Genomic DNA, 19,229 nt, shown 5'->3' with positions numbered 1-19,229 from the left:
TGTACGCGTGACGTGGGTCAGTGGTCGCGCAGCTCCTTCACGAGCTCGGACTTGGTCTTCTTCGAGTAGCCGCTGAGGCCGAGCTCCTTGGCGCGCTTCTTCAGCTCCGGCACCGTCCAGTCGTCGTAGGAGCCGGACTCGCCGCCCTTACGTCCCACGGACTTCCGGCCGCGCGCGGCGGCGGCGTTGGAGATGCGCGCCGACTTCTCCTTCGAGTTGCCCTCGTCGCGCAGCTTCTCGTAGAGTTCCTGGTCCTTCAGCGAGTTCTCCCGTCCCGGCATGATGCGCTCCTCTCCTCGTTCGGCGCGCACGGTACGCCGCTGGGAGGCCGGCGCCAGGGGGTTGAGAAACGGCGAAGGGGTCCGCGACCGGACGGCCGCGGACCCCTTCAGCGATGGGGACTACGCGCGCGGAGCCTTCGACGCCTTGATCGCGGCGAACCACGCGGACGACGGCCGCAGCCAGATCAGGATGACGGCGACGATCGAGGCGATCACCTGGATGAGGCCGAACGGGAAGCCCGGGATGATGTTCAGCAGCGACACCACGGTCAGCACCGTGAGGACGATCCGTGCCCAGTTGGCACCCCGGCGCATGAAGAACGCGAACAGCACGAACACGATGGCCCAGAAGATCAGCGTGACGATCGACGAGCCGATCGCGACCGCGACCGCGGCGGAGGCCAGCGTGTCGATGTTCTGGCCGTGCAGGTTCGTGCCGGAGTTCTGGATCTGGCGGATGATCTGCGCCCGGTCGCCGCTCGCCGTCGCGATGGTGACGATGCCGCCGATCACGCTGAGCACAGCGCTCGCGATGTACAGCCAGAACGCCGTGTTGACGGTCGTCGGGATGCCGGTCGGCGCGGCGACGGGCGCCGGGGCAGCGGCAGCGTACGACGGGAAGGCGCCGGGAGGCGGCGGGACGGCTCCGGCCTGCGGCGCGGGAGGCGCGGGCGGGTAACCGCCGGCAGGAGCGGCCGGCGCAGCGGGCGGCGCCACCGGCGGAGCGGGAGGCACGTCGGAGGCGGGGGCCGCAGGCTCGGCCGGCGCCGTCGGCTCGGTGGGCTCAGGGACCGGCGGGACGGCGCCGGCAGGGTTACCGCCCTCGGGAGGCTGCGGCTTGTTCTCGTCCTCAGGAATGGTCATGCTCGCGACGATACTGGAATACCGGAATTCCGGCTACAGTCTGCGCGCGTGCCTCGCATCTCGTCAGGCGGGCGGTCGCGTCGTGCGTGGCCCAGCGGCCGTCAGCTCAGCGAGTCGAAGTCGAACCAGAACGAGTCGTCCTCCTCGTGGTCGCTGGCCGTGGCCGGCTCGCGGGGGATGCTGGCCGTCTCGATGCGCACGCGGGTCTGGCTGGTCACGAAGATCTCGCTCGGGGGGCGGCTCGACTGCGTGATGGCCACGAAGTCGCCGTCGCTGCGGCTCGCCTGAATCACCCGCCGCTTCAACTCTTCGACGGGCTCGCGATCGACGAACGTGAACCTCAGCTCGTCGATGTAGACGTGGAACACCTGCATGCCCTACTCCCCGAAGTTGCCTTTCCCGCCAGATAGTACGCGCCCATCCCCTTTCTACCAGTGCGGGACTGTATCGAGCGTCGCTCGGCCCCCGGTCGGTTCGTCGGATCCGTCGCTCACAGCATGTCGACGTCGAGGTCGTCCTCGCCCTCTGTGCCAAGCCTGACGAACGTCGCTCTGCTCGGGCCGAGCGCGGCGACCCGATCCTTGAGCCCTTCGACGAAGTCGTCGTCGCGCAGCTCGGGTCCGTCGAACCGCTCCGTCTCCGCGAGGATCTGGCTGGCCGGCCCGAGCAGCATCATGATCTCGCCCACCTCGCCGTTCTCCAGGATCGCCGGGGCGCGCACTTCGGCGGCAGCCGTGTTGACCGCGAGCGCGGCCGCGTACTTCACCAGCACGTCCGCGATCGCGTCGCCGGTGAGCAGGGAGCCGCTTGCGTAGTGGATCCGCTTCATGACCCATCCATACGTGCGGAACGGCAAGCGGTCAAGGCTCGGGAGAGGGGTTGACCTCGCCCCGCTAGCATGGGCCGGTGAGCGCGCGCGAGGAGGAGGACATCGTCCGCCGGCTGCGCGCCGCGGGCTGCGTCTTCGCCGAGGAGGAGGCCGCGCTGCTGGTCGAGGCGGCCGCCTCGCCGGACGAACGGGAGGCCCTCGTCGCCCGTCGAGTGGCCGGCGAGCCGCTGGAGCCCCTGCTGGGCTTCGCCGAGTTCGGCGGCCTGCGCATCCACGTGGACGCGGGCGTCTTCGTCCCGCGGCGCCGCACCGAGCTGCTGGCGCGCGAGGCGGCGGCGCTGACCCGGCCGGGCGACGCGGTGCTCGACCTGTGTTGCGGTGCGGGCGCGATCGGCGCCGTCATCGCGGCGCGTGTGCCCGGCGCTGCGGTGTTCGCGGCCGACATCGAGCCGGCCGCCGTGCGTGCGGCCCGGGCGAACCTCGACCCGGCCCGCGTGTTCGAGGGCGACCTGTTCGCCCCGCTCCCGCCCGACCTCCGCGGGGCGCTCGCCGTGATCGCGGTGAACGCGCCGTACGTCCCGACGGACGCCATCGGGTTGATGCCGCCGGAGGCGCGCCTCTACGAGCCGGCGGTGGCGCTGGACGGCGGCACGGACGGCCTCGACCTCCACCGCCGGATCGCCGCAGAGGGCCCGGAGTGGCTGGTGCCGGGAGGCTCCATCGTCATCGAGACCAGCGACGAACAGGCGGCGCGCACCGCGGGTCTGTTCGAGGCGGAGGGGCTCGCGGCGCGCGTGGTGACCGACGACGACCTCGACGGGACGGTCGTGATCGCGTCCCGGCAGCCTCCACGGCCCTAGAACCCGCGGCGGCGCAAGGGATACCGCTTTTCCTGTTTTCGGTCTAAATTCCTCCCCATGACCAGCCTTACCCGAAGGCTGCCGCTCGGTGTGACCCACCCGACCGTCTTCGACCGCATCCGGCAGAGCGGAGTGATCGCCGCGACCGTCGTCGCTCTCTGCGGCGCGGTGTACGGCTCCGGGCTCGTGGGAGGCCGGCCCATCCCGAGGGTCGCGGGCGGCGCGCTCGGACCCGACGCCACGCTCCTCGCGCCGGCCGGCCCGGCGTTCGCCATCTGGTCCGTGATCTACCTGGGACTGGCCGGCTACGCGATCTGGCAGGCGCTGCCGTCGCAGGCCGCCCGCCACCGGCAGCGCGCCGTGGGCTACTGGCTCATCGCCTCCCTCCTCCTCAACGCCGCCTGGATCCTCGCGGTGCAGGCGGGGCTGCTCGCGCTGAGCGTGCCGGTCATCGTGCTCCTGCTCGTCGTCCTCGTCGTCGCGTTCGCGCGGCTGCGCCACGAGCCGGGCGGGACGACCGCCGACGCCGTCCTCCTCGACGGGACGGTCGGCCTCTACCTGGGCTGGGTGATGGTGGCGACGGCCGCCGACCTGGCGGCGTGGCTGCACGCGGCCGGCTTCACCGGGTTCGGGATCGAGCCGGAGGTCTGGGCGATGGCGGTCCTCGCGGCGCTCGCCGTGGTGGCCTGCGCGCTCGCGGTGTGGGATCGCGGCCGGCTGGCGCCCGCGCTCGCGTCGGCGTGGGGGCTCGTGTGGATCGCGGTCTCGCGTGTGGTGGGAGGCCTCCCGAGCGCGGTCGTCGCGGTCACCGCGCTCGCCGCGGGGATCCTCGTGATCATGGTGGCCGTGGCGGTGCGGGTGGCACGCGGCGGGCGGGTGCGGCGCAGCTGACCGCAGTGGAACCTGAGGTCTGACACACAGGATTCCCCGAAGCCCGGCGCCTACGCTGAGTGGATGCCCGCCCGCCCCACCCGCCGCCGCGCGACCGCCGGACTCCTGGCGTACACCGCGATCGTCGCCGCGGTCGGGCTGTGGCCGACGCCCGTCGACCGGCCGTTCGATCCGCTGCTGTTCCGGATCCTCCGCGCGGTGGCGGTCGTGGGGATCGAGCCGGTCGACGCCTACGACCTGGTCGAGTTCACGGCCAACGTGGCGTTCTTCGTCCCGCCCGCTCTGCTCATCGTGCTGATCGCCGGCCTCCGCCGCTGGTGGATGGCCCCGCTCGCCGGCCTGCTCTGCAGCGTGGCGATCGAGCTCACCCAGCACTTCGTGCTGCCCTCCCGCTTCGGCACCGTGAACGACGTGATCGCGAACACCCTCGGGGCGCTGATCGGCACGGGGATCGGGGTGCTGGTGGTGGCGTGGCGGCGCGCGGATGCACGTGATCCGCGAACTTCCTGACACGATCGTCCAGGGGAGACGAGAGGAGACGCCGACGCGATGGCTGGAGTGCTGACCGGATTCGGGATCATCGCGTTCGTCATCCTGGTCGGCTACGTCGCCGGACGGTTCCGGATCGGCGGCCCCACCGCGCCGTACGTGCTCAACCGGATCGCGTTCTTCGTCACCAACCCGGCGCTGCTGTTCGTGACGCTCGCGCACGCCGACCTGAAGGTCGTGTTCTCGACCCAGCTCGTCGTCGCGGCCATCGCCGCGCTCGCCGCAGCCGGCCTCTTCCTGCTGCTGTCGAGGCTGTTCTTCCGGCGTCCGGCGGCGGAGACGACGATCGGGACGCTCGGCGCCGGCTACGTCAACGCCAACAACATCGGCCTCCCGGTCGCGGTGTACGTCCTCGGCAGCGCGTCGTTCGTGGCGCCGGTGCTGCTGCTCCAGCTCATCGTGTTCGCGCCGATCGCGCTCACGGTGCTCGACATCACCAGCCGCGGGAGGGTGTCGCTGCGGTCGATCCTGACGCAGCCGGTGCGCAACCCGATGATCATCGCCTCCGTGCTCGGCATCCTCGTGGACGTGCTCCACATCCCGATCCCGGCCGCGGTCTACCAGCCGTTCGCGCTGCTCGGCGGCGCCGCGGTGCCGCTCGTCCTGATGGCGTTCGGGATGTCGCTGCACGGGTCGCGGCCGCTGCAGGCGGGGCACGGGCGGGCGGAGATCGCGACCGCCGTGCTCCTCAAGTCGGTCGGGATGCCGCTCGTCGCGTTCGCCGTGGCGCGGTTCGCGTTCGGCCTCGACGGCCACTCGCTGTTCGCGGCGGTCGCGCTCGCCGCCCTCCCGACCGCGCAGAACGTCTACAACTTCGCCGCCCGCTACGAGCGCGGGATGCCGGTGGCACGCGACATCGTGCTGCTGACCACGCTCCTCGCCGTGCCGGTGCTCCTGATCGTCGCGGCGCTGTTGGCCTGACCCTGCGAGGATTCGTGCCGAATGTCGCCTGTGACGCGGTCAGAGGCGCGATTCGTCACGAATGTCAGAGGCGCGATTCGTCGAGCTCGCGCAGGTACTCGGCGTTGCCGCGCAGGCCCGCCTCGTAGCGAAGCAGGTCGGGGGTGCGGATGCGGTCGGCCGCGAGCTCCATCAGCTCCGCGACCGCCCCGTCGCTGCGCCCGGCGGCGTGCAGCGAGAGCGCGTGCCAGACCCGCACCGACTCGGACTCCGGGAACGCCTCGCGCGCGCGGTCGAGCACCGCGAGCGACTCGTCGAAGCGCTCCAGGTTGCGCAGGGTGCTGCCGTACTGCAGCAGGCACTTGCGACGGGTGTCGCCCTCCAGCCCCGCTTCGAGCGCGCGCTCATAGTAGAAGGCCGCGGTCTGCTCCTCGCCGGCGGTGTCGTAGGAGCCGCCCACTTCGTAGAGGACGTGCGCGTCGTCGGGATGCTCGGCGAGCACGGCCAGGAACGCCTCGATGGTCGGCGCCATGTTCTCGCGGTCGCGCGCGGCGAACAGCCGGGCGAGGCGGTCGAGCAGTTCGGGGGAGGTGGCGGGCATGCGCACCAGCCTAGGCGCGCAGCACGCTCTCGACGGCCTCCCGCAGCGGCGCGGGCAGCTCCGACGGCCCCAGCTCCTCGGTGAGGACGCGCCCGTACTGCTCCTTGCGGCCGGAGGTCGTGCCGAGGAATCGGTGCAGCTGGGCGAGCACCGGCCGCTCGCGCTGCGCCGGCTGCCGCTGGAACGTGCGGAACAGGCCCAGGTCGCCCTCGCGTGCGAGCGCTGCCTCCGCCCGCTCGGCGCCGAGCGCCCGCAGCAGCTCGCCCTCCAGATCGGGCCGGCACACCGACACGGCCGCCTCGTCCAGGCCCGCCCGCTCGAAGTAGCCCGCCTCGCCGGCGTCGCACAGGCCGTGCAGCCGGACGTGCGCCGGGCGAAGCATCCCGACGAACCGGCGCACGCTCATCGCGCCGCCCATCGGCAGGATGGCCACTCCCGCGGCGGCCGGGTCGACCCCGAGCAGCCGGGAGGCCTCCCGGCAGGCCGCTCGGTCGCTCGCGCCCTCCACGAGCAGCGCGCCGGCGAGCTCGGGCGGCACGGGGACGGGAACGGCGCCGGCCCGCTCGGACCACACCGCCGCGGCGCGCTCGAACTGCACCACCGCCGCGGCTCCGTCGAGCATGGGTCCCGTCACCCGGCCCATTCTGCTCCTGGTGCCGTCGCCGCGGCGCGCGTACGGTGCAGCCCATGAAGGTCATCATCTTTATCGCAGGCGTCGCAGTCGGCTTCGTGATCGGCACCCGCGCGGGCCGTGGAGCGTACGAGAACATGCGGAACAAATGGCAGGGCTTCTCCGGCTCGGACCAGGTGCAGCAGGTGAAGGACGGTGTCCGCGACTTCGCGGGCCAGGCCGCCTCCGACCTCAGCGACAAGGTCACCGAAGCCGTCGGCAAGGCGTCGGACAAGCTCGACGAGGTCACCGGCAAGAAGGCGGACAGCACCCCGACGGAGGCGTGAGCGCCGGCCCGCCTCAGGCCCCCGGACCAGCCTCAGGCGCCCTGGGGCGGGTTGGCGAGCAGGTCGACGCGCTCCGCCAGGTAGGCGGGGAAGCCGACGGTCTGCTCCGACGACGCGCTCCACCTCACGAGGGCCACGCCGTCCCGCAGCAGCAGCGGACCGGTGGAGGCCCGCAGCGCCTGCACCGTCAGCTCGATCTCCGGCGCGTCGAAGTCCACCGTCTCGCCGTCGCGGAAATGCCCCCGCTCGGCCGCCGCGCGGTACGCACGGCGGGTCTCGGCGGACACCGACACGTACTGGGTCCGCCCGGGCGGGGTCGCCCGCACGAGCTGCCCGGTCGCGAACAGCGTGCCGTCGCGGCCGAGCAGGAGCACGCCCAGCCGCCAGACCCGCCCCTCCGGCCGCAGCACCGGCTCCCGCGGGATGCCGAATGTGCGGCGCCGCGGCACCAGGACCGCGAGCGCTTCGTCCCGGGCGCCCGCCTCGGTCAGCTGCCCGACGGCCTCCGCGAGCGCGTCGCGGATGCGGGCGACGGCCTCCCGGTCGCGGGAGTCCTGGTCGCTCAGCTCATCCACGCATCCGAGGATAGGCCGCCCGGGCGGTTGTCCGGTCGGCCGCTGTGCTCGGGCGGATCGAGAAGGAGGTCGCGTCCGTGACCATCAGCAGCTCGACGCCCTGCGCGTGGCGCAGGATCACGAGGGCGGACGCGTCGGACTCCGCGACCCGCTCCACCTGGTTGAGGAAGATGCGCGCCATCTCGTCGCTGACGTGGAAGTCGCGTCCGAGCGCGTGCACGATGTACCCGGGACCGTGGTGGCCGGGACCGTGGGACGGGAGGGACTCGAGCCGCGTCTCCTGTCGGAACCCCTCGACCGCCGTCCTCGCCGCTGGCGTCATCGTCATCGGTCCCCTCCTCCGCTCAGCGGAGCCCCGACCCCCGCACTCTCGACCGTAAGTGTGTCGGGCGAATCTGGCCAGGGGGTTGACGGGGGGTTAGATGGAAGCATGAGAACCCTGAGCCTTCCGAACATCGCTGTGCCCGCCTCCAACGTCATCCTCGGCCTCATGCGGATCAGCGAGCTCTCGGACGAGCAGATCCGCACCCTGGTCCGCACCGCGCGGGACGCGGGCGTCACCGTGTTCGACCACGCCGACATCTACGGCGGCGAGCACGGCTGCGAGCGACGGTTCGGCGAGGCGGGCGCCATCCCGGCCGCCGAGCGCGACCAGGTCGTCATCCAATCGAAGGTCGGCATCCGCAAGGGCTACTTCGACTTCTCGCGCGAGCACATCCTCACCACCGTGGACGAGTCGCTCGCCGCGCTGCGCACCGACTACCTCGACCTGCTGCTGCTGCACCGCCCCGACACCCTGGTGGAGCCGGAGGAGGTCGCGGCCGCGTTCGACGAGCTGGAGGCCTCCGGCAAGGTGCGCGCGTTCGGCGTGTCCAACCACACGCCCGGCCAGATCGAGCTGCTTCGCCGCTGGGTGAAGCAGCCGCTGAAGGTGAACCAGCTCCAGCTCAGCATCACCCACTCGCCGATCATCGCGCAGGGGGTCGCCGCCAACATGGCGGCGCTGGACCAGTCCATCGTCCGCGACCTCGGCATCCTCGACTACGCCCGGCTGAACGACATCACGCTGCAGGCGTGGTCGCCGTTCCAGAAGGGCTTCTTCGACGGCGTCTTCCTCGGCGACCGCGAGGAGTACGCGGAGCTCAACGACGCGCTCGACGAGCTCGCGGCGAAGTACGGCGTCACGCCCACCGGCGTCGCGACCGCGTGGATCACCCGGCACCCCGCGAACATGCAGGTCGTCCTGGGCACCACCAACCCGGGCCGGGTGCAGGAGGCCGCCGCCGGCTCCGACCTGCCGCTGACCCGCGAGGAGTGGTACCGCCTCTTCCGCCTGGCCGGCCACATCCTCCCGTAGCCCGCCGCGCCCGCCGAGTGGGCGCAAAGTCCGCCCGAAACCGCCGAGTGGGCGGATAATCCGCCGTCTCGCGGGCCGCGGGGCCGCGTGCGCATCCGTGGGCTCGCGGGCGCGTCCGGCGAGCCGTGGGTGCCGCGGAGCGCGCGGGCGGGATACCGTCATCCGAGTGGAAGATGTCCGGCTCGGCGCCTCGCGGCGGCTCGCCGCGAGACTGAGGCTCCTGCGCGTCGGCGGGGTCCGGCAGACTCTGGTGCGCCCGACGGACTCCCCGCAGGCGTTCGTCGCCGGCCGGCAGAGCCTCCGCGTGCTGCTGGCGGGCTCCGGCCCGGTCTCCGGCTGGGGCGTCGGCAGCCACGACCTCGCACTGCCCGGCGCACTCGCGCGGGCGATCGCGGCGACCACCGGACACGGCGTCGTCGTGGATGTCGTGACGCACGAGACCGCGGGCGTTCGCAAAGTGGCCGGGATGGTCCGCGGCGCGGGCGCCGGCCGGTACGACCTCGTCATCCTGAGCGCCACCGTAGCCGACACCGTCCGCATGGCGGAGCCCCGGCGGTGGGGCGCGCACGTCGCGGAGCTGCTGCGGGAGGTGCGCGGCAGCGGTGCGGGACTGGTCGCCTGGCTCGGCGCGCAGCCGATCCGGTCGCTGCCTCCGTTCGACGACGACTTCCGGGACTTCGTGCGGCAGCACGCCGTGCGGCTGAACCGCGTGGCCGAGCAGGCGTGTGCCGACACGGGCGCGATCTTCCTCCCCTTGCCCGAGTCGCCGAAGCCCGAGGGCGGCCGGCACCGGACCCCGGCCGACTACCTGTTCTGGGCGCGCTGGATCACCGACGAGCTCGCCCCGGCCCTGATCGGCCATCCCGTCGAGGCCGCGCATCACACCTCCCCGGCGGAGGACCGGGTGGCCGCGATCGCCAGGCTGCGGCTCGGCGAGCACAAGCAGGACGCCCGGCTGGAGGGGCTGGTCGGCACCGCGCAGCGCACGCTCGGCGCCGAGATCGCGATGTTCACCGTGCTCGACGACCGCGCGGAGTGGCCGCTCGCGATCGTCGGGGCGTCGCCGCGCGAGATCCCCATCGAGCAGTCGGCGTGCCTGCACACCCTCCAGTCGCCGGACGGGATGGTCGTGCCCGACGCCGAGCACGACGCCAGGTTCGCCACGAGCGAGCTCGTCACCGGCCCCGCCCACCTCCGCTTCTACGCCGGGTACCCGGTGGAGGCGCCGGACGGCACCCGCATCGGCGCGATGTGCGTCTTCGGCCGCACGGCACGCGAGCCGGCCGAGTCGGACAGCGACCTCGACGTGCTCCGCGAGCTGGCCCTCCTCGCCCAGCGCGAGCTCTGGCGCTTCAACCCCGCCTCCCCCTGACCCGCCCCCAACAGTTCCGGACTTATGCACGCGACACGCCGGGCTGGGGCGTGCATAAGTCCGGAACTGTTGGTGGCGGCGCTCAGGAGGCGGAGGATGCGGCAGCGGTCAGGGCGGTGAGGCAGCGGTCGAGGGAGCCGCCGAGGGCCCAGCGGTCGGTGAGGGCGTTCAGGGCCGCGCGCTGCTCCTCGCCGGGCGTGCGCAGGCGGGCGTCGACGTCGCCGAGCGGGAGGTCGCGGACGACCTCCACGACAGTGGGCGCGACGGAGAGGTAGTCGACGGCGGCGGCGAACCTGGCTCGCAGGGCGGGCTTCATCGCGCTCGCCGGGTCGGCCGCGGCCGCCTCGATCCCGGGCAGGTCGCCGTACTCGGCGAGCAGCGTGCCCGCCGTCTTCTCGCCGACACCGGCGACGCCGGGCAGGCCGTCCGACGAGTCCCCGCGCATGACCGCGAAGTCCGCGTACTGGTGCGCGTGGATGCCGTACTTGGCCACGACCGTCGCGTCCGTCAGCACCTCCAGGTTGCTCATCCCGCGCGCTGTGTAGACCACCCGCACGTCCCGGTTGTCGTCGACCAGCTGGAACAGGTCGCGGTCGCCGGTCACGACATCCACCGGCCCCGGAGTGACCGTGGCGAGCGTCCCGATCACGTCGTCCGCCTCGTGCTGCGCCGCGCCGACGATCGCGATGCCCAGCGCTCCCAGCACCTCCCGGATCACCGGCACCTGCACCACGAGCTCGGCGGGCACCTCCTCCACATCGACGCCACCCGGGACCTCCTCGGCCACCCGGTGCGCCTTGTAGCTCGGGATGAGGTCGACCCGCCAGCGCGGCCGCCAGTCGTCGTCCCAGCACGCCACCAGCGACTCCGGTCCGTAGTCGGTCACGAGCTTCGCGATGATGTCGAGGAAGCCGCGGATCGCGTTCACCGGGGTCCCGTCCGGCGCGCGCACCGTGTCGGGGACGCCGTAGAACCCGCGGAAGTAGAGGGATGCGCTGTCGAGGAGCATCGTTCGCCCGGTCACAGCCCGATCATGCCATGCCGCTAGGGTGTCCGCATGGCCGGAACCATCGTCGTGGAACGCACCGACACCATCCAGACCACGCCCGAGGCGCTGCTGCCCTACATCGCGGAGCTGCCACGCTGGGTGGACTGGTCGCCGTGGGAGGGCATGGACCCCGCCCTGAAGCGCGAGTACACCGGCGAGCCCGGCGCGGTCGGCTCGACCTACGAGTGGAGCGGCAACCGAAAGGCCGGCGCCGGGAAGATGCGGATCGAGTCCGTGCAGCCCGACGGTGTGGGCGTCGCGCTCGACTTCACGCGGCCGTTCAAATCCAGCAGCCACGTCCGCTTCCTGCTGACCCGGGAGGGCGACCGCACACGCGTGATCTGGCGGATGGAGAGCGCGCGGACGTTCTTCAGCCGCTTCTTCAACCTGGACAAGCTGATCGGCCCCGACTTCGAGAAGGGACTCCGCCGGCTCAAAATGCTGGTCGAGTCATGACGCTGGCCCCGCTGCTGGTGTCGGCCGTCGCGGTGGTACGCGACCGGCGCGTGCTGATGGTGACCTCCCGCGGTCGCGACGTCTACTACATGCCCGGCGGCAAGGTGGACCCGGGAGAGACCGCGGCCGAAGCGGCGGCTCGGGAGGCCGAGGAGGAGGTCGCGCTCGCGCTCGACGCCGCCGCGCTGGCCGAGCTGTTCGAGGTGCGGACGCAGGCCCACGGGGAGCCGGACGGGCGGCAGGTGCACATGCGCGTGTTCCGGGCGGAGACGGACGCCGAGCCGTCGCCGTCCGGCGAGGTGGACGCGGTGCACTGGGTGACGACGGCGGACGCGGAGCGGTGCCCGCCGGCGGGGCATGCGGTGCTGGAGCGGCTGGCCGCGCTCGACCTCATCGACTGAGCCCGCTCCCGCCGAGGGGCACGTAAACGCCCCTAAAACGTCGCTTTTGGGGCGACAACGTGCCCCTCGGCGACCCTTCGACGCGTTAGGCGCTCGCGCGTGCGTCCTCTGAGTCCTCTGCGGCCTCGACGATGACCGCGCAGGCGTCGGACGGCCGGCGAGCCGGGTCGATCGCGCCGACGAGCGCTGCGGAGATGTCCGCGAGCTGCTCCACCTGCTCGGGACGGAGCGCGCCGAGGATGCGATCCCGCACGGTTTCCAGGTGCCCCGGCGCGGCGTCGGCCACCATCGCGATGCCCGCGTCGGTGAGGACAGCGTTCGTCGCGCGGCCGTCCTCTTCGCACGGCATCCGCTGGACCAGGTCGCGGGCCTCCAGCCGGGTGATCACGTGACTGAGGCGTGAGACCGAGGCGTTCGTCGCGGTCGCGAGCGCGCTGAGGCGCATCCGCCCGTTGGGTTCCTCGGCGAGCCGGGAGAGGACGAAGTACTCGTAGTGCGTCGCCGCCGCGTCGCGGGCGAGCTGGCCGTCGAGCACGGGAGGCAGGAGTTGCGTGAGCGCGACGAGGCCCAGCCAGGCGTCGCGTTCGCGGCCTGCGAGCTCGTCGTTCGTCGTCATGACAGCCATTCTAGCCGATACTTGACGCTTCAACTAACCGGGGTTACCATTTAGTTGAAGCGTCAACAAAAGTAGACGCGAACTCGACAAGGAGAACAGACACATGACCACGGTCAGCATCATCGGGAACGGCAACATGGCGAACGCGATCGGCGGCGTCTTCGCCGCGGGCGGCAGCACGGTGGAGTACCTCGGCCGCGCAGGCGGCTCGGTCGACGGCTCGATCGTCGTGCTGGCGGTTCCGTACCCGGAAATCGACGCGGTGCTCGCCACCTACGGCGACCAGCTCACCGGGAAGACCGTGGTCGACATCACCAACCCGGTCGACTTCGCGACCTTCGACGGGCTGACCGTCCCGGCCGACTCGTCCGCCGCCGCGACCATCGCCGCCGCGCTGCCCCAGGCGCGCGTGCTCAAGGCCTTCAACACGACCTTCGCCGCGACCCTGTCCTCCGGCGTGAACGGATCGCACACGACGACCGTGCTCATCGCCGGTGACGACGACGACGCCAAGGCGGAGCTCGCCGCGCTCGTCCGCGCCGGCGGCCTCAACACGGTCGACGCCGGAGCGCTCAGCCGCGCCCGTGAGCTGGAGGCCCTCGGCTTCCTGCAGATCACCCTCGCCGCGGCCGAGCGCGTCTCCTGGACCGGAGGCTTCGCGGTGGTCGCGTGAGCCCCCGCTGTCGGCCTCCCGCGGGCCCGCGCCGTTCGCCCGGTCGCACTCCTCCCTCCCACTAGGGTGTGGATGTGAGTGAGAGCGGGCGCGCGCCGGGCGTGCGGGAGGTCGCGGCCGCAGCGGGGGTCTCGCGGCAGACCGTCTCCCGCGTCCTCAACGACCACCCGAGCATTCGGCCGGCCACGCGCGAGCGGGTGCTGGCGGCGATGGCCGACCTCAACTTCCGCCCGAACCGTGCCGCGCGCATGCTCACCACCGCGCGCTCGCGCACCATCGGCGTGCTGGCGTCGTCGGCGTCCTCGCTGTTCGGGCCGGCCTCCAGCATCGACGCCGTCGAGCAGGCGGCGCGCGACGCGGGATACTTCGTGACCGTCGCGCACGCGGCCTCCCTCGACCCGGCTGACCTCGGCGCCGCGGTCGACCATCTCGGGGCGCAGTCGGTGGAGGGCGTCATCGTCATCGCCCCGCAGCGCGCTGTGCAGGAGGCCATGACCGCGCTCTCGCTGGCGGTCCCGTCCGTCGCCCTGCACGGGGCCGGGGTCGCGGGCGACGAGGGCGTCTTCGTGGACCAGGTGGAGGGCGCCCGGCTGGCCACCCGCCACCTGCTCGCGGGCGGCCACACCCGGATCGCGCACCTCAGTGGCCCGGGCGACTGGTCGGAGGCGCGGGCGCGCCGCGACGGCTACCTGGCCGAACTGGCCACGGCCGGGCGGGAGCCTGTGGTCTCGCGGGAGGGCGACTGGACGGCCGCGTCCGGCGCGGCGATCGGCGCAGAACTCCTCGCCGACCCGGCGCTGACAGCGGTGTTCTCGTCCAACGACCAGATGGCGCTCGGGCTGCTGCACGCCGCGCGCGAGCGGGGTCGCCGGGTGCCAGAGGACCTCGCGGTCGTCGGCTTCGACGACATCCCGGAGGCCGCCTTCTTCGCGCCGCCGCTGACGACCGTGCGGCAGGACTTCGCCGAGCTCGGCCGCCGCGGCGTCGCGCGCCTGGTGGCGCTGATCGAGGGACGCGAGCTGGCGTTCGACGCGCCGGTGGCGCCGGTGCTGGTGGTGCGCGACTCGGCTTGACACCTCCCGCAGGGGATCGTCTACACTCGTTGAATCAGATGTGACCGGTCACAACGGAGTGAGAACCATGAACCACCAGCGCGACGCCCTCGTCGCCGGACGCACCGCCCTCGGCATCGAGCTCGGCTCCACGCGCATCAAGGCCTGCCTGGTCGACGCCGACGATCCGGCGACCGTCCTGGCCGTCGGCTCCCACGACTGGGAGAACGAGTTCGCCGACCGCGTCTGGACCTACTCGCTCGACGCCGTCTGGTCCGGCCTCCAGGCCGCGTACGCCGCGCTCGTCGCCGACGCGGAGGCGCGCCACGGCGTCCGGCCGCGGACCTTCGGCGCCATCGGCGTCTCGGCGATGATGCACGGTTACCTCGCCTTCGACGCCGCGGGGGAGCTGCTGGCGCCGTTCCGCACCTGGCGCAACACGACCACCGGCCCCGCGAGCGCCGAGCTGAGCGCGCTGTTCGGCGTCAACATCCCGCTGCGCTGGTCGATCGCGCACCTCCACCAGGCCGTCCTCGACGCCGAGCCGCACCTGTCCCGCCTGCACTCGATCACCACGCTCGCCGGCCACGTGCACGAGCGCCTCACCGGCCTCCGCGTGCTCGGTGTCGGGGACGCGTCGGGGATGTTCCCGATCGACTCGGCCACGAAGACCTACGACGCCGAGCTGGTCGCCCGGTACGACGGCCTCGTGCGGGACCGAGCGCTGCCGGGCCTGCGGGACCTCCTTCCCGAGGTCCTCGTCGCCGGTGAGCCCGCCGGGGACCTCACCCCCGCCGGCGCCCTCCTCCTCGACCCGTCGGGAGAGCTGCAGCCGGGCATCCCGCTCTGCCCGCCGGAGGGCGACGCCGGCACCGGGATGGTCGCCACGGCCTCGGTCGCCCCGCGCACCGGCAACGTCAGCGCGGGCACGAGCATCTTCGCGATGGTGGTACTGGAGCGCCCGCTCGCCGAAGCGCACCACGAGCTCGACCTGGTGACGACGCCCGCCGGCGACGCCGTCGCGATGGTGCACTGCAACAACGGAGCGAGCGAGCTCTCGGCGTGGGCCGGGCTGTTCGGGAGGTTCGCGGAGGTCGCCGGCGCACCGGTCGCACCCGATGCGGTCTTCGAGACGCTGTTCCGCGAGGCGCTCGACGGCGAGCCGGACGCGGGAGGCCTCCTCGCGTACAACTACCTGGCCGGCGAGCCGATCACCGGCCTGGAGGAGGGCCGCCCGCTGGTCGTCCGTACGCCGGACAGCCGATTGACCCTCGCCAACTTCGCCCGGGCCCAGCTCTACGGCGTCTTCGGGACGCTCGCCCTCGGGATGCGCGTGCTGCACGCGGAGGGAGCGGCCCTCGACCGGATGTTCGCGCACGGCGGGATGTTCCGGACGGCCGGCGTCGCGCAGCGCTTCCTGGCCGGAGCGCTGGATGCGCCGGTCTCCGTCGCCGACACCGCGTCGGAGGGTGGGGCGTGGGGCGTCGCCGTGCTCGCCGCGTACCTCCGCGCCGCCCGGTCGGGGGTCCCGCTCGACGTCTACCTCGACCGCGACGTGTTCGGAGGCTTCACCGTCGAGACCGTGGAGCCGGACGCGGGCGACGTGGCTGGCTTCGCTGCGTACCTCGCCCGATACGCCGATGGACTGGCCTCCGAGCGCGCCGCCGTCGCGTCGATCGCTCTGAAGGGAGCCGCCCGATGACCACCCCCGAGTCCCCCGCCACCCGCCGCAGCCGCGAGCAGGTCGCCGCCCTCCACGCCGAACTGGTCCGCTACGGTCTCGTCGTCTGGACCGGCGGGAACATCTCCGGCCGCGTCCCGGGCGAGGACTTCTTCGTCATCAAGCCGAGCGGCGTCGACTACGACGACCTCACGCCGGACAACATGATCCTCTGCACCCTCGACGGCGAGGTCGTCCCCGGCTCGGCCGGATGTGACCGGTCACCGTCCTCCGACACGGCCGCGCACGCCTACGTCTACCGGAACATGCCCGGGGTCGGCGGCGTGGTGCACACCCACTCCACCTACGCCACCGCGTGGGCCGCGCGCGCCGAGCCCATCCCGTGCGTCATCACCGCGATGGCCGACGAGTTCGGCGGCCCCATCCCGGTAGGGCCGTTCGCGATCATCGGGGACGACTCCATCGGCCGCGGCATCGTCGCCACCCTCGACGGGCACCGCAGCCGCGCCGTGCTCATGCAGAACCACGGCGTCTTCACGATCGGCCGCGACGCGCGCGACGCCGTCAAGGCCGCGGTCATGACGGAGGACGTCGCCCGCACCGTGCACATCGCCCGGCAGGGCGGCCCGCTCGTCCCGATCCCGCAGGAGGCCATTGACAGCCTCTTCGACCGCTACCAGAACGTCTACGGACAGAACCCGGAAGGATCACTCGCCTGATGCCGACGCTCACGACCTCCCTCGACCGCTACGAGGTCTGGTTCCTCACCGGCAGCCAGCACCTCTACGGACCGGAGACGCTCGCGCAGGTCGCCGAGCAGTCCCGGGGGATCGCCGACCGGCTGGGCGCGTCCGCCGACGTGCCGGTCCGCATCGTCTGGAAGCCCGTGCTGACCGACTCCGACGCCATCCGCCGCATCGCGCTGGAGGCCAACGCCGACGATGCCGTGATCGGACTGGTGGCGTGGATGCACACCTTCAGCCCGGCCAAGATGTGGATCGCCGGCCTCGACGCCCTCCAGAAGCCGCTGCTGCACTTCCACACGCAGGCGAACGTCGAGCTGCCGTGGGGCGAGATCGACTTCGACTTCATGAACCTCAACCAGGCCGCGCACGGCGACCGCGAGTTCGGCTACATCCAGACCCGGCTCGGGGTGCCGCGGACGACGGTCGTCGGCCACGTCAGCGACCCGGCCGTGACGCAGCGGATCGGCACCTGGACGCGGGCCGCCGCCGGTCACGCGGCCACCCGCTCCCTGAAGCTCGCGCGCTTCGGCGACAACATGCGCTTCGTGGCGGTGACGGAGGGCGACAAGACCGAGGCCGAGCTGCGGTTCGGCGTGCAGGTCAACACCTGGGGCGTGAACGAGCTGGCCGACGCGGTCGCCGCCGCCTCCGACTCCGCCGTGGACGCGCTGGTCGCCGAGTACGAGGACCGCTACGACGTGGCTCCCGAGCTGCGTCGCGGCGGCGACCGGCACCAGTCGCTGCGCGACGGCGCCGCGATCGAGGTCGGGCTGCGGTCGTTCCTGGAGGAGGGCGGTTTCGGCGCCTTCACCACCAGCTTCGAGGACCTCGGCGCGCTGAAGCAGCTCCCGGGCCTGGCCGTGCAGCGCCTGATGGCGGAGGGCTACGGCTTCGGCGCCGAGGGCGACTGGAAGACGGCCATCCTGGTCCGCGCCGCGAACGTCATGGGCGCGGGCCTCCCCGGCGGCGCGTCGCTCATGGAGGACTACACCTACGACCTCACGCCCGGCGACGAGCGCATCCTCGGCGCGCACATGCTGGAGGTCTCGCCGTCGCTCACCAGCGCGAAGCCGACCCTGGAGGTCCACCCGCTCGGCATCGGCGGCAAGGACGACCCGGTGCGCCTGGTCTTCACGGCCGACCCGGGCCCCGCGGTGGTCGTGGCGCTGTCGGACATGCGCGACCGCTTCCGGCTCGTGGCGAACGTCGTGGAGGTCGTGGAGCCGACGGCCCCGCTGCCGAAGCTCCCGGTCGGCCGCGCCGTGTGGAAGCCCGCCCCCGACTTCACCACGTCCGCGACCGCCTGGCTGGAGGCCGGCGCCGCGCACCACACCGTGATGAGCACCGCCGTCGGCATCCAGGCGTTCGAGGACTACGCCCGCATGTCCCGCACCGAACTCCTCATCATCGACGAGGACACGACGCTTCGCGCCTTCTCCCGCGAGCTCGACTGGAACGCCGCCTACTACCGCCTGGCCCGCGGCCTCTAGCCGCGCCGTACAGACCCCCGGCCGCCGGCATGTCATCGGCGTCGGCGGCCGGGTCCCACCTCCCTCCCACGCAATCTCTTCCGGAGTTGTGTACGCGACACGCCGTGCCACGACGTACACAACTCCGGAATTGATGGAGGGGGTCAGGAGGTGGGGGTGTGGGGGTTACGGGGGCTTGGAGTTCGGTGAGCCAGTCGGGGCCGGGGGTGTGGCCGGTGGCCTTGAGGTAGACCTCGCGGGTGGGGCCGGTCACGTGGTAGCCGTCGGCGGCGATGCGCTCCATCAGCGCCATCCACGAGTCGCCGATGCCGGTCATGTCGCCGCGGTGCAGCAGCGTCGCCGCGAGCGGGACCGCGGGGAGGTCGACCACCTCGTAGCCGTCGCCGGGCCGCGGCGGCGTCTCTGCCGGGTACGAGATGTGCACCTCCAGCCGCTCGTCGTCCCTGGCCTCGTACCAGAACACGGACGGCGCGAGCAGCGGGCGCCCTGAGGCCTCCAGCGCCTGATCGAGCGCGCCGATGAGCGGGCCGACCATCGGACCGACCAGCTCCGGGCCCATCCCGGGCGCGGTGCCGCTGACGGCGTAGACGGTGACCGGCTCCAGCGCGCGGTATTCGACGGGTGTGGTCATGATCTCTGTTCCTTCCAGTAGGCGGAGGCGCCGCTCCAGGCGGTCGAGCCGGTTCCGGTCGTCGGCGATGCCGGCCGCGAGCTCGGCCCGGCGCTGCCGCAGCACCGCCGTGAGGGCGGGTCGCGAGTCGTCGGACGCGAGCACGGCGGCGATCGCGTCGAGGCCGATCCCGAGCTGTCGCAGCTCGACGATCAGCAGCAGGCTCCCCAGCTGCGCGTCCGAGTACCAGCGGTAGCCGCTGTGCTCGTCCACGCGCGCCGGCGGCAGCAGGCCGATGGCGTCGTAGTGGCGCAGCATCCGGACGCTGACGCGCCCGATCGCGGCGAACTCTCCGATGGTGTACATGATGGAGGCCACGATCCAGCCTGACACGGTGTGAGGGTCAAGCGCCGTTAGGGT

The 19,229-nt window shown here is 72.5% G+C and carries 25 protein-coding genes; 14 read left to right on the top strand and 11 right to left on the bottom strand.

Annotation, left to right across the window (positions count from 1 at the left end; translation table 11 throughout):
- Nucleotides 1-17: 17 nt before the first annotated feature.
- From ACQ86L_RS11855 to ACQ86L_RS11840, 4 genes are all read right to left on the bottom strand, one after another.
- The gene (locus ACQ86L_RS11855; protein WP_434315583.1) at nt 18-281 is read right to left on the bottom strand and encodes a DUF7218 family protein; all 264 of its coding nucleotides are present in this window, start codon (nt 279-281) and stop codon (nt 18-20) included.
- 120 nt (nt 282-401) lie between these two features.
- Nucleotides 402-1,145, bottom strand: coding sequence for a hypothetical protein (locus ACQ86L_RS11850; RefSeq protein WP_434315582.1), 744 nt, complete (start codon nt 1,143-1,145; stop codon nt 402-404).
- Between the two features lie 101 nt (nt 1,146-1,246).
- Complete coding sequence (locus tag ACQ86L_RS11845; RefSeq protein ID WP_345838886.1) at nt 1,247-1,519, bottom strand: hypothetical protein; 273 nt, start codon at nt 1,517-1,519, stop codon at nt 1,247-1,249.
- 116 nt (nt 1,520-1,635) lie between these two features.
- A complete protein-coding gene (locus tag ACQ86L_RS11840) occupies nt 1,636-1,974 on the bottom strand; it encodes a hypothetical protein (protein WP_434315581.1) in 339 nt (112 codons plus the stop codon).
- Nucleotides 1,975-2,051: 77 nt separating this feature from the next.
- On the opposite strand from ACQ86L_RS11840, the gene ACQ86L_RS11835 reads away from it, so the two are divergent.
- The 4 genes from ACQ86L_RS11835 to ACQ86L_RS11820 all read left to right on the top strand — a co-directional run bounded on the left by ACQ86L_RS11835 (nt 2,052) and on the right by ACQ86L_RS11820 (nt 5,195).
- Complete coding sequence (locus ACQ86L_RS11835; protein WP_434315580.1) at nt 2,052-2,834, top strand: putative protein N(5)-glutamine methyltransferase; 783 nt, start codon at nt 2,052-2,054, stop codon at nt 2,832-2,834.
- A gap of 57 nt (nt 2,835-2,891) precedes the next feature.
- A complete protein-coding gene (locus ACQ86L_RS11830) occupies nt 2,892-3,725 on the top strand; it encodes a tryptophan-rich sensory protein (protein WP_434315579.1) in 834 nt (277 codons plus the stop codon).
- Nucleotides 3,726-3,788: 63 nt separating this feature from the next.
- A complete protein-coding gene (locus tag ACQ86L_RS11825) occupies nt 3,789-4,235 on the top strand; it encodes a VanZ family protein (protein WP_434315578.1) in 447 nt (148 codons plus the stop codon).
- Between the two features lie 39 nt (nt 4,236-4,274).
- A complete protein-coding gene (locus tag ACQ86L_RS11820; protein ID WP_434315577.1) occupies nt 4,275-5,195 on the top strand; it encodes an AEC family transporter in 921 nt (306 codons plus the stop codon).
- A gap of 64 nt (nt 5,196-5,259) precedes the next feature.
- Here ACQ86L_RS11820 and ACQ86L_RS11815 read toward each other — a convergent pair whose 3' ends face one another.
- Nucleotides 5,260-5,775 carry a tetratricopeptide repeat protein gene (locus tag ACQ86L_RS11815; protein ID WP_434315576.1) on the bottom strand — a complete coding sequence of 172 codons (516 nt, stop codon included), beginning with the start codon at nt 5,773-5,775 and terminating at the stop codon, nt 5,260-5,262.
- 10 nt (nt 5,776-5,785) lie between these two features.
- Complete coding sequence (locus tag ACQ86L_RS11810; protein ID WP_434315575.1) at nt 5,786-6,409, bottom strand: TOPRIM nucleotidyl transferase/hydrolase domain-containing protein; 624 nt, start codon at nt 6,407-6,409, stop codon at nt 5,786-5,788.
- A gap of 53 nt (nt 6,410-6,462) precedes the next feature.
- Here ACQ86L_RS11810 and ACQ86L_RS11805 point away from each other — a divergent pair, with 53 nt between their 5' ends.
- Complete coding sequence (locus ACQ86L_RS11805; protein WP_434315574.1) at nt 6,463-6,732, top strand: hypothetical protein; 270 nt, start codon at nt 6,463-6,465, stop codon at nt 6,730-6,732.
- 32 nt (nt 6,733-6,764) lie between these two features.
- On the opposite strand, the gene ACQ86L_RS11800 is transcribed toward ACQ86L_RS11805, so the two are convergent.
- Nucleotides 6,765-7,307, bottom strand: coding sequence for a hypothetical protein (locus ACQ86L_RS11800; protein WP_434315573.1), 543 nt, complete (start codon nt 7,305-7,307; stop codon nt 6,765-6,767).
- Nucleotides 7,300-7,635, bottom strand: a complete 336-nt coding sequence (locus ACQ86L_RS11795; RefSeq protein ID WP_434315572.1) for a TetR family transcriptional regulator — start codon at nt 7,633-7,635, stop codon at nt 7,300-7,302. Before ACQ86L_RS11795 ends, ACQ86L_RS11800 begins: the two co-directional genes overlap by 8 nt.
- 102 nt (nt 7,636-7,737) lie before the next feature.
- On the opposite strand from ACQ86L_RS11795, the gene ACQ86L_RS11790 reads away from it, so the two are divergent.
- Complete coding sequence (locus tag ACQ86L_RS11790; protein WP_434315571.1) at nt 7,738-8,664, top strand: aldo/keto reductase; 927 nt, start codon at nt 7,738-7,740, stop codon at nt 8,662-8,664.
- Between the two features lie 166 nt (nt 8,665-8,830).
- The gene (locus ACQ86L_RS11785) at nt 8,831-10,036 is read left to right on the top strand and encodes a GDSL-type esterase/lipase family protein (protein ID WP_434315570.1); all 1,206 of its coding nucleotides are present in this window, start codon (nt 8,831-8,833) and stop codon (nt 10,034-10,036) included.
- Nucleotides 10,037-10,118: 82 nt separating this feature from the next.
- Here ACQ86L_RS11785 and ACQ86L_RS11780 read toward each other — a convergent pair whose 3' ends face one another.
- Nucleotides 10,119-11,045 carry a 5'-3' exonuclease gene (locus ACQ86L_RS11780; protein WP_434318885.1) on the bottom strand — a complete coding sequence of 309 codons (927 nt, stop codon included), beginning with the start codon at nt 11,043-11,045 and terminating at the stop codon, nt 10,119-10,121.
- Nucleotides 11,046-11,093: 48 nt separating this feature from the next.
- Here ACQ86L_RS11780 and ACQ86L_RS11775 point away from each other — a divergent pair, with 48 nt between their 5' ends.
- Together ACQ86L_RS11775 and ACQ86L_RS11770 are read left to right on the top strand one after the other, a co-directional pair.
- Nucleotides 11,094-11,540, top strand: a complete 447-nt coding sequence (locus ACQ86L_RS11775; protein WP_434315569.1) for an SRPBCC family protein — start codon at nt 11,094-11,096, stop codon at nt 11,538-11,540.
- Entirely contained in the window at nt 11,537-11,941 is a 405-nt protein-coding gene (locus tag ACQ86L_RS11770) for an NUDIX domain-containing protein (protein WP_434315568.1), read from the top strand. The genes ACQ86L_RS11775 and ACQ86L_RS11770 overlap by 4 nt, the downstream gene beginning before the upstream one ends.
- 85 nt (nt 11,942-12,026) lie before the next feature.
- Here the strand turns inward: ACQ86L_RS11770 and ACQ86L_RS11765 are convergent, their stop codons facing one another.
- A complete protein-coding gene (locus ACQ86L_RS11765; RefSeq protein ID WP_434315567.1) occupies nt 12,027-12,557 on the bottom strand; it encodes a MarR family winged helix-turn-helix transcriptional regulator in 531 nt (176 codons plus the stop codon).
- A 103-nt stretch (nt 12,558-12,660) separates the two neighbouring features.
- Between ACQ86L_RS11765 and ACQ86L_RS11760 the strand changes: the two genes are divergently transcribed.
- The 5 genes from ACQ86L_RS11760 (at nt 12,661) to araA (ending at nt 18,199) form a co-directional block, all read left to right on the top strand.
- Nucleotides 12,661-13,230: an NADPH-dependent F420 reductase gene (locus ACQ86L_RS11760; RefSeq protein WP_434315566.1), complete on the top strand. Its 570-nt coding sequence runs from the start codon at nt 12,661-12,663 to the stop codon at nt 13,228-13,230.
- A gap of 74 nt (nt 13,231-13,304) precedes the next feature.
- Nucleotides 13,305-14,303: a LacI family DNA-binding transcriptional regulator gene (locus tag ACQ86L_RS11755; RefSeq protein WP_434315565.1), complete on the top strand. Its 999-nt coding sequence runs from the start codon at nt 13,305-13,307 to the stop codon at nt 14,301-14,303.
- 67 nt (nt 14,304-14,370) lie between these two features.
- The gene (locus tag ACQ86L_RS11750; RefSeq protein ID WP_434315564.1) at nt 14,371-15,984 is read left to right on the top strand and encodes a xylulokinase; all 1,614 of its coding nucleotides are present in this window, start codon (nt 14,371-14,373) and stop codon (nt 15,982-15,984) included.
- Nucleotides 15,981-16,682 (top strand): L-ribulose-5-phosphate 4-epimerase, encoded by a 702-nt coding sequence (locus ACQ86L_RS11745; protein WP_434315563.1) that lies wholly within the window; start codon nt 15,981-15,983, stop codon nt 16,680-16,682. Before ACQ86L_RS11750 ends, ACQ86L_RS11745 begins: the two co-directional genes overlap by 4 nt.
- Entirely contained in the window at nt 16,682-18,199 is a 1,518-nt protein-coding gene (araA, locus tag ACQ86L_RS11740; RefSeq protein ID WP_434315562.1) for an L-arabinose isomerase, read from the top strand. Before ACQ86L_RS11745 ends, araA begins: the two co-directional genes overlap by 1 nt.
- On the opposite strand, the gene ACQ86L_RS11735 is transcribed toward araA, so the two are convergent.
- Nucleotides 18,114-19,202 carry a MerR family transcriptional regulator gene (locus ACQ86L_RS11735; protein WP_434315561.1) on the bottom strand — a complete coding sequence of 363 codons (1,089 nt, stop codon included), beginning with the start codon at nt 19,200-19,202 and terminating at the stop codon, nt 18,114-18,116. The two genes, araA and ACQ86L_RS11735, sit on opposite strands and share 86 nt — an antisense overlap.
- Nucleotides 19,203-19,229 lie beyond the last annotated feature (27 nt).

The sequence above is a fragment of the Leifsonia sp. P73 genome, assembly GCF_051059105.1.
Taxonomy (GTDB): domain Bacteria; phylum Actinomycetota; class Actinomycetes; order Actinomycetales; family Microbacteriaceae; genus Leifsonia.
The sequence above is the reverse complement of the archived record's forward strand: the minus strand, read 5'-3'. Positions and strand labels throughout refer to the sequence as shown.

Coding starts and splice junctions, on each gene's coding strand:
- ACQ86L_RS11855 (WP_434315583.1), bottom strand. CDS start 281: ATGCCGGGACGGGAGAACTCGCTGAAGGACCAGGAACTCTACGAGAAG.
- ACQ86L_RS11850 (WP_434315582.1), bottom strand. CDS start 1,145: ATGACCATTCCTGAGGACGAGAACAAGCCGCAGCCTCCCGAGGGCGGT.
- ACQ86L_RS11845 (WP_345838886.1), bottom strand. CDS start 1,519: ATGCAGGTGTTCCACGTCTACATCGACGAGCTGAGGTTCACGTTCGTC.
- ACQ86L_RS11840 (WP_434315581.1), bottom strand. CDS start 1,974: ATGAAGCGGATCCACTACGCAAGCGGCTCCCTGCTCACCGGCGACGCG.
- ACQ86L_RS11830 (WP_434315579.1), top strand. CDS start 2,892: ATGACCAGCCTTACCCGAAGGCTGCCGCTCGGTGTGACCCACCCGACC.
- ACQ86L_RS11825 (WP_434315578.1), top strand. CDS start 3,789: ATGCCCGCCCGCCCCACCCGCCGCCGCGCGACCGCCGGACTCCTGGCG.
- ACQ86L_RS11820 (WP_434315577.1), top strand. CDS start 4,275: ATGGCTGGAGTGCTGACCGGATTCGGGATCATCGCGTTCGTCATCCTG.
- ACQ86L_RS11815 (WP_434315576.1), bottom strand. CDS start 5,775: ATGCCCGCCACCTCCCCCGAACTGCTCGACCGCCTCGCCCGGCTGTTC.
- ACQ86L_RS11805 (WP_434315574.1), top strand. CDS start 6,463: ATGAAGGTCATCATCTTTATCGCAGGCGTCGCAGTCGGCTTCGTGATC.
- ACQ86L_RS11795 (WP_434315572.1), bottom strand. CDS start 7,635: ATGACGATGACGCCAGCGGCGAGGACGGCGGTCGAGGGGTTCCGACAG.
- ACQ86L_RS11790 (WP_434315571.1), top strand. CDS start 7,738: ATGAGAACCCTGAGCCTTCCGAACATCGCTGTGCCCGCCTCCAACGTC.
- ACQ86L_RS11780 (WP_434318885.1), bottom strand. CDS start 11,045: ATGCTCCTCGACAGCGCATCCCTCTACTTCCGCGGGTTCTACGGCGTC.
- ACQ86L_RS11775 (WP_434315569.1), top strand. CDS start 11,094: ATGGCCGGAACCATCGTCGTGGAACGCACCGACACCATCCAGACCACG.
- ACQ86L_RS11770 (WP_434315568.1), top strand. CDS start 11,537: ATGACGCTGGCCCCGCTGCTGGTGTCGGCCGTCGCGGTGGTACGCGAC.
- ACQ86L_RS11765 (WP_434315567.1), bottom strand. CDS start 12,557: ATGACGACGAACGACGAGCTCGCAGGCCGCGAACGCGACGCCTGGCTG.
- ACQ86L_RS11760 (WP_434315566.1), top strand. CDS start 12,661: ATGACCACGGTCAGCATCATCGGGAACGGCAACATGGCGAACGCGATC.
- ACQ86L_RS11750 (WP_434315564.1), top strand. CDS start 14,371: ATGAACCACCAGCGCGACGCCCTCGTCGCCGGACGCACCGCCCTCGGC.
- ACQ86L_RS11745 (WP_434315563.1), top strand. CDS start 15,981: ATGACCACCCCCGAGTCCCCCGCCACCCGCCGCAGCCGCGAGCAGGTC.
- araA (WP_434315562.1), top strand. CDS start 16,682: ATGCCGACGCTCACGACCTCCCTCGACCGCTACGAGGTCTGGTTCCTC.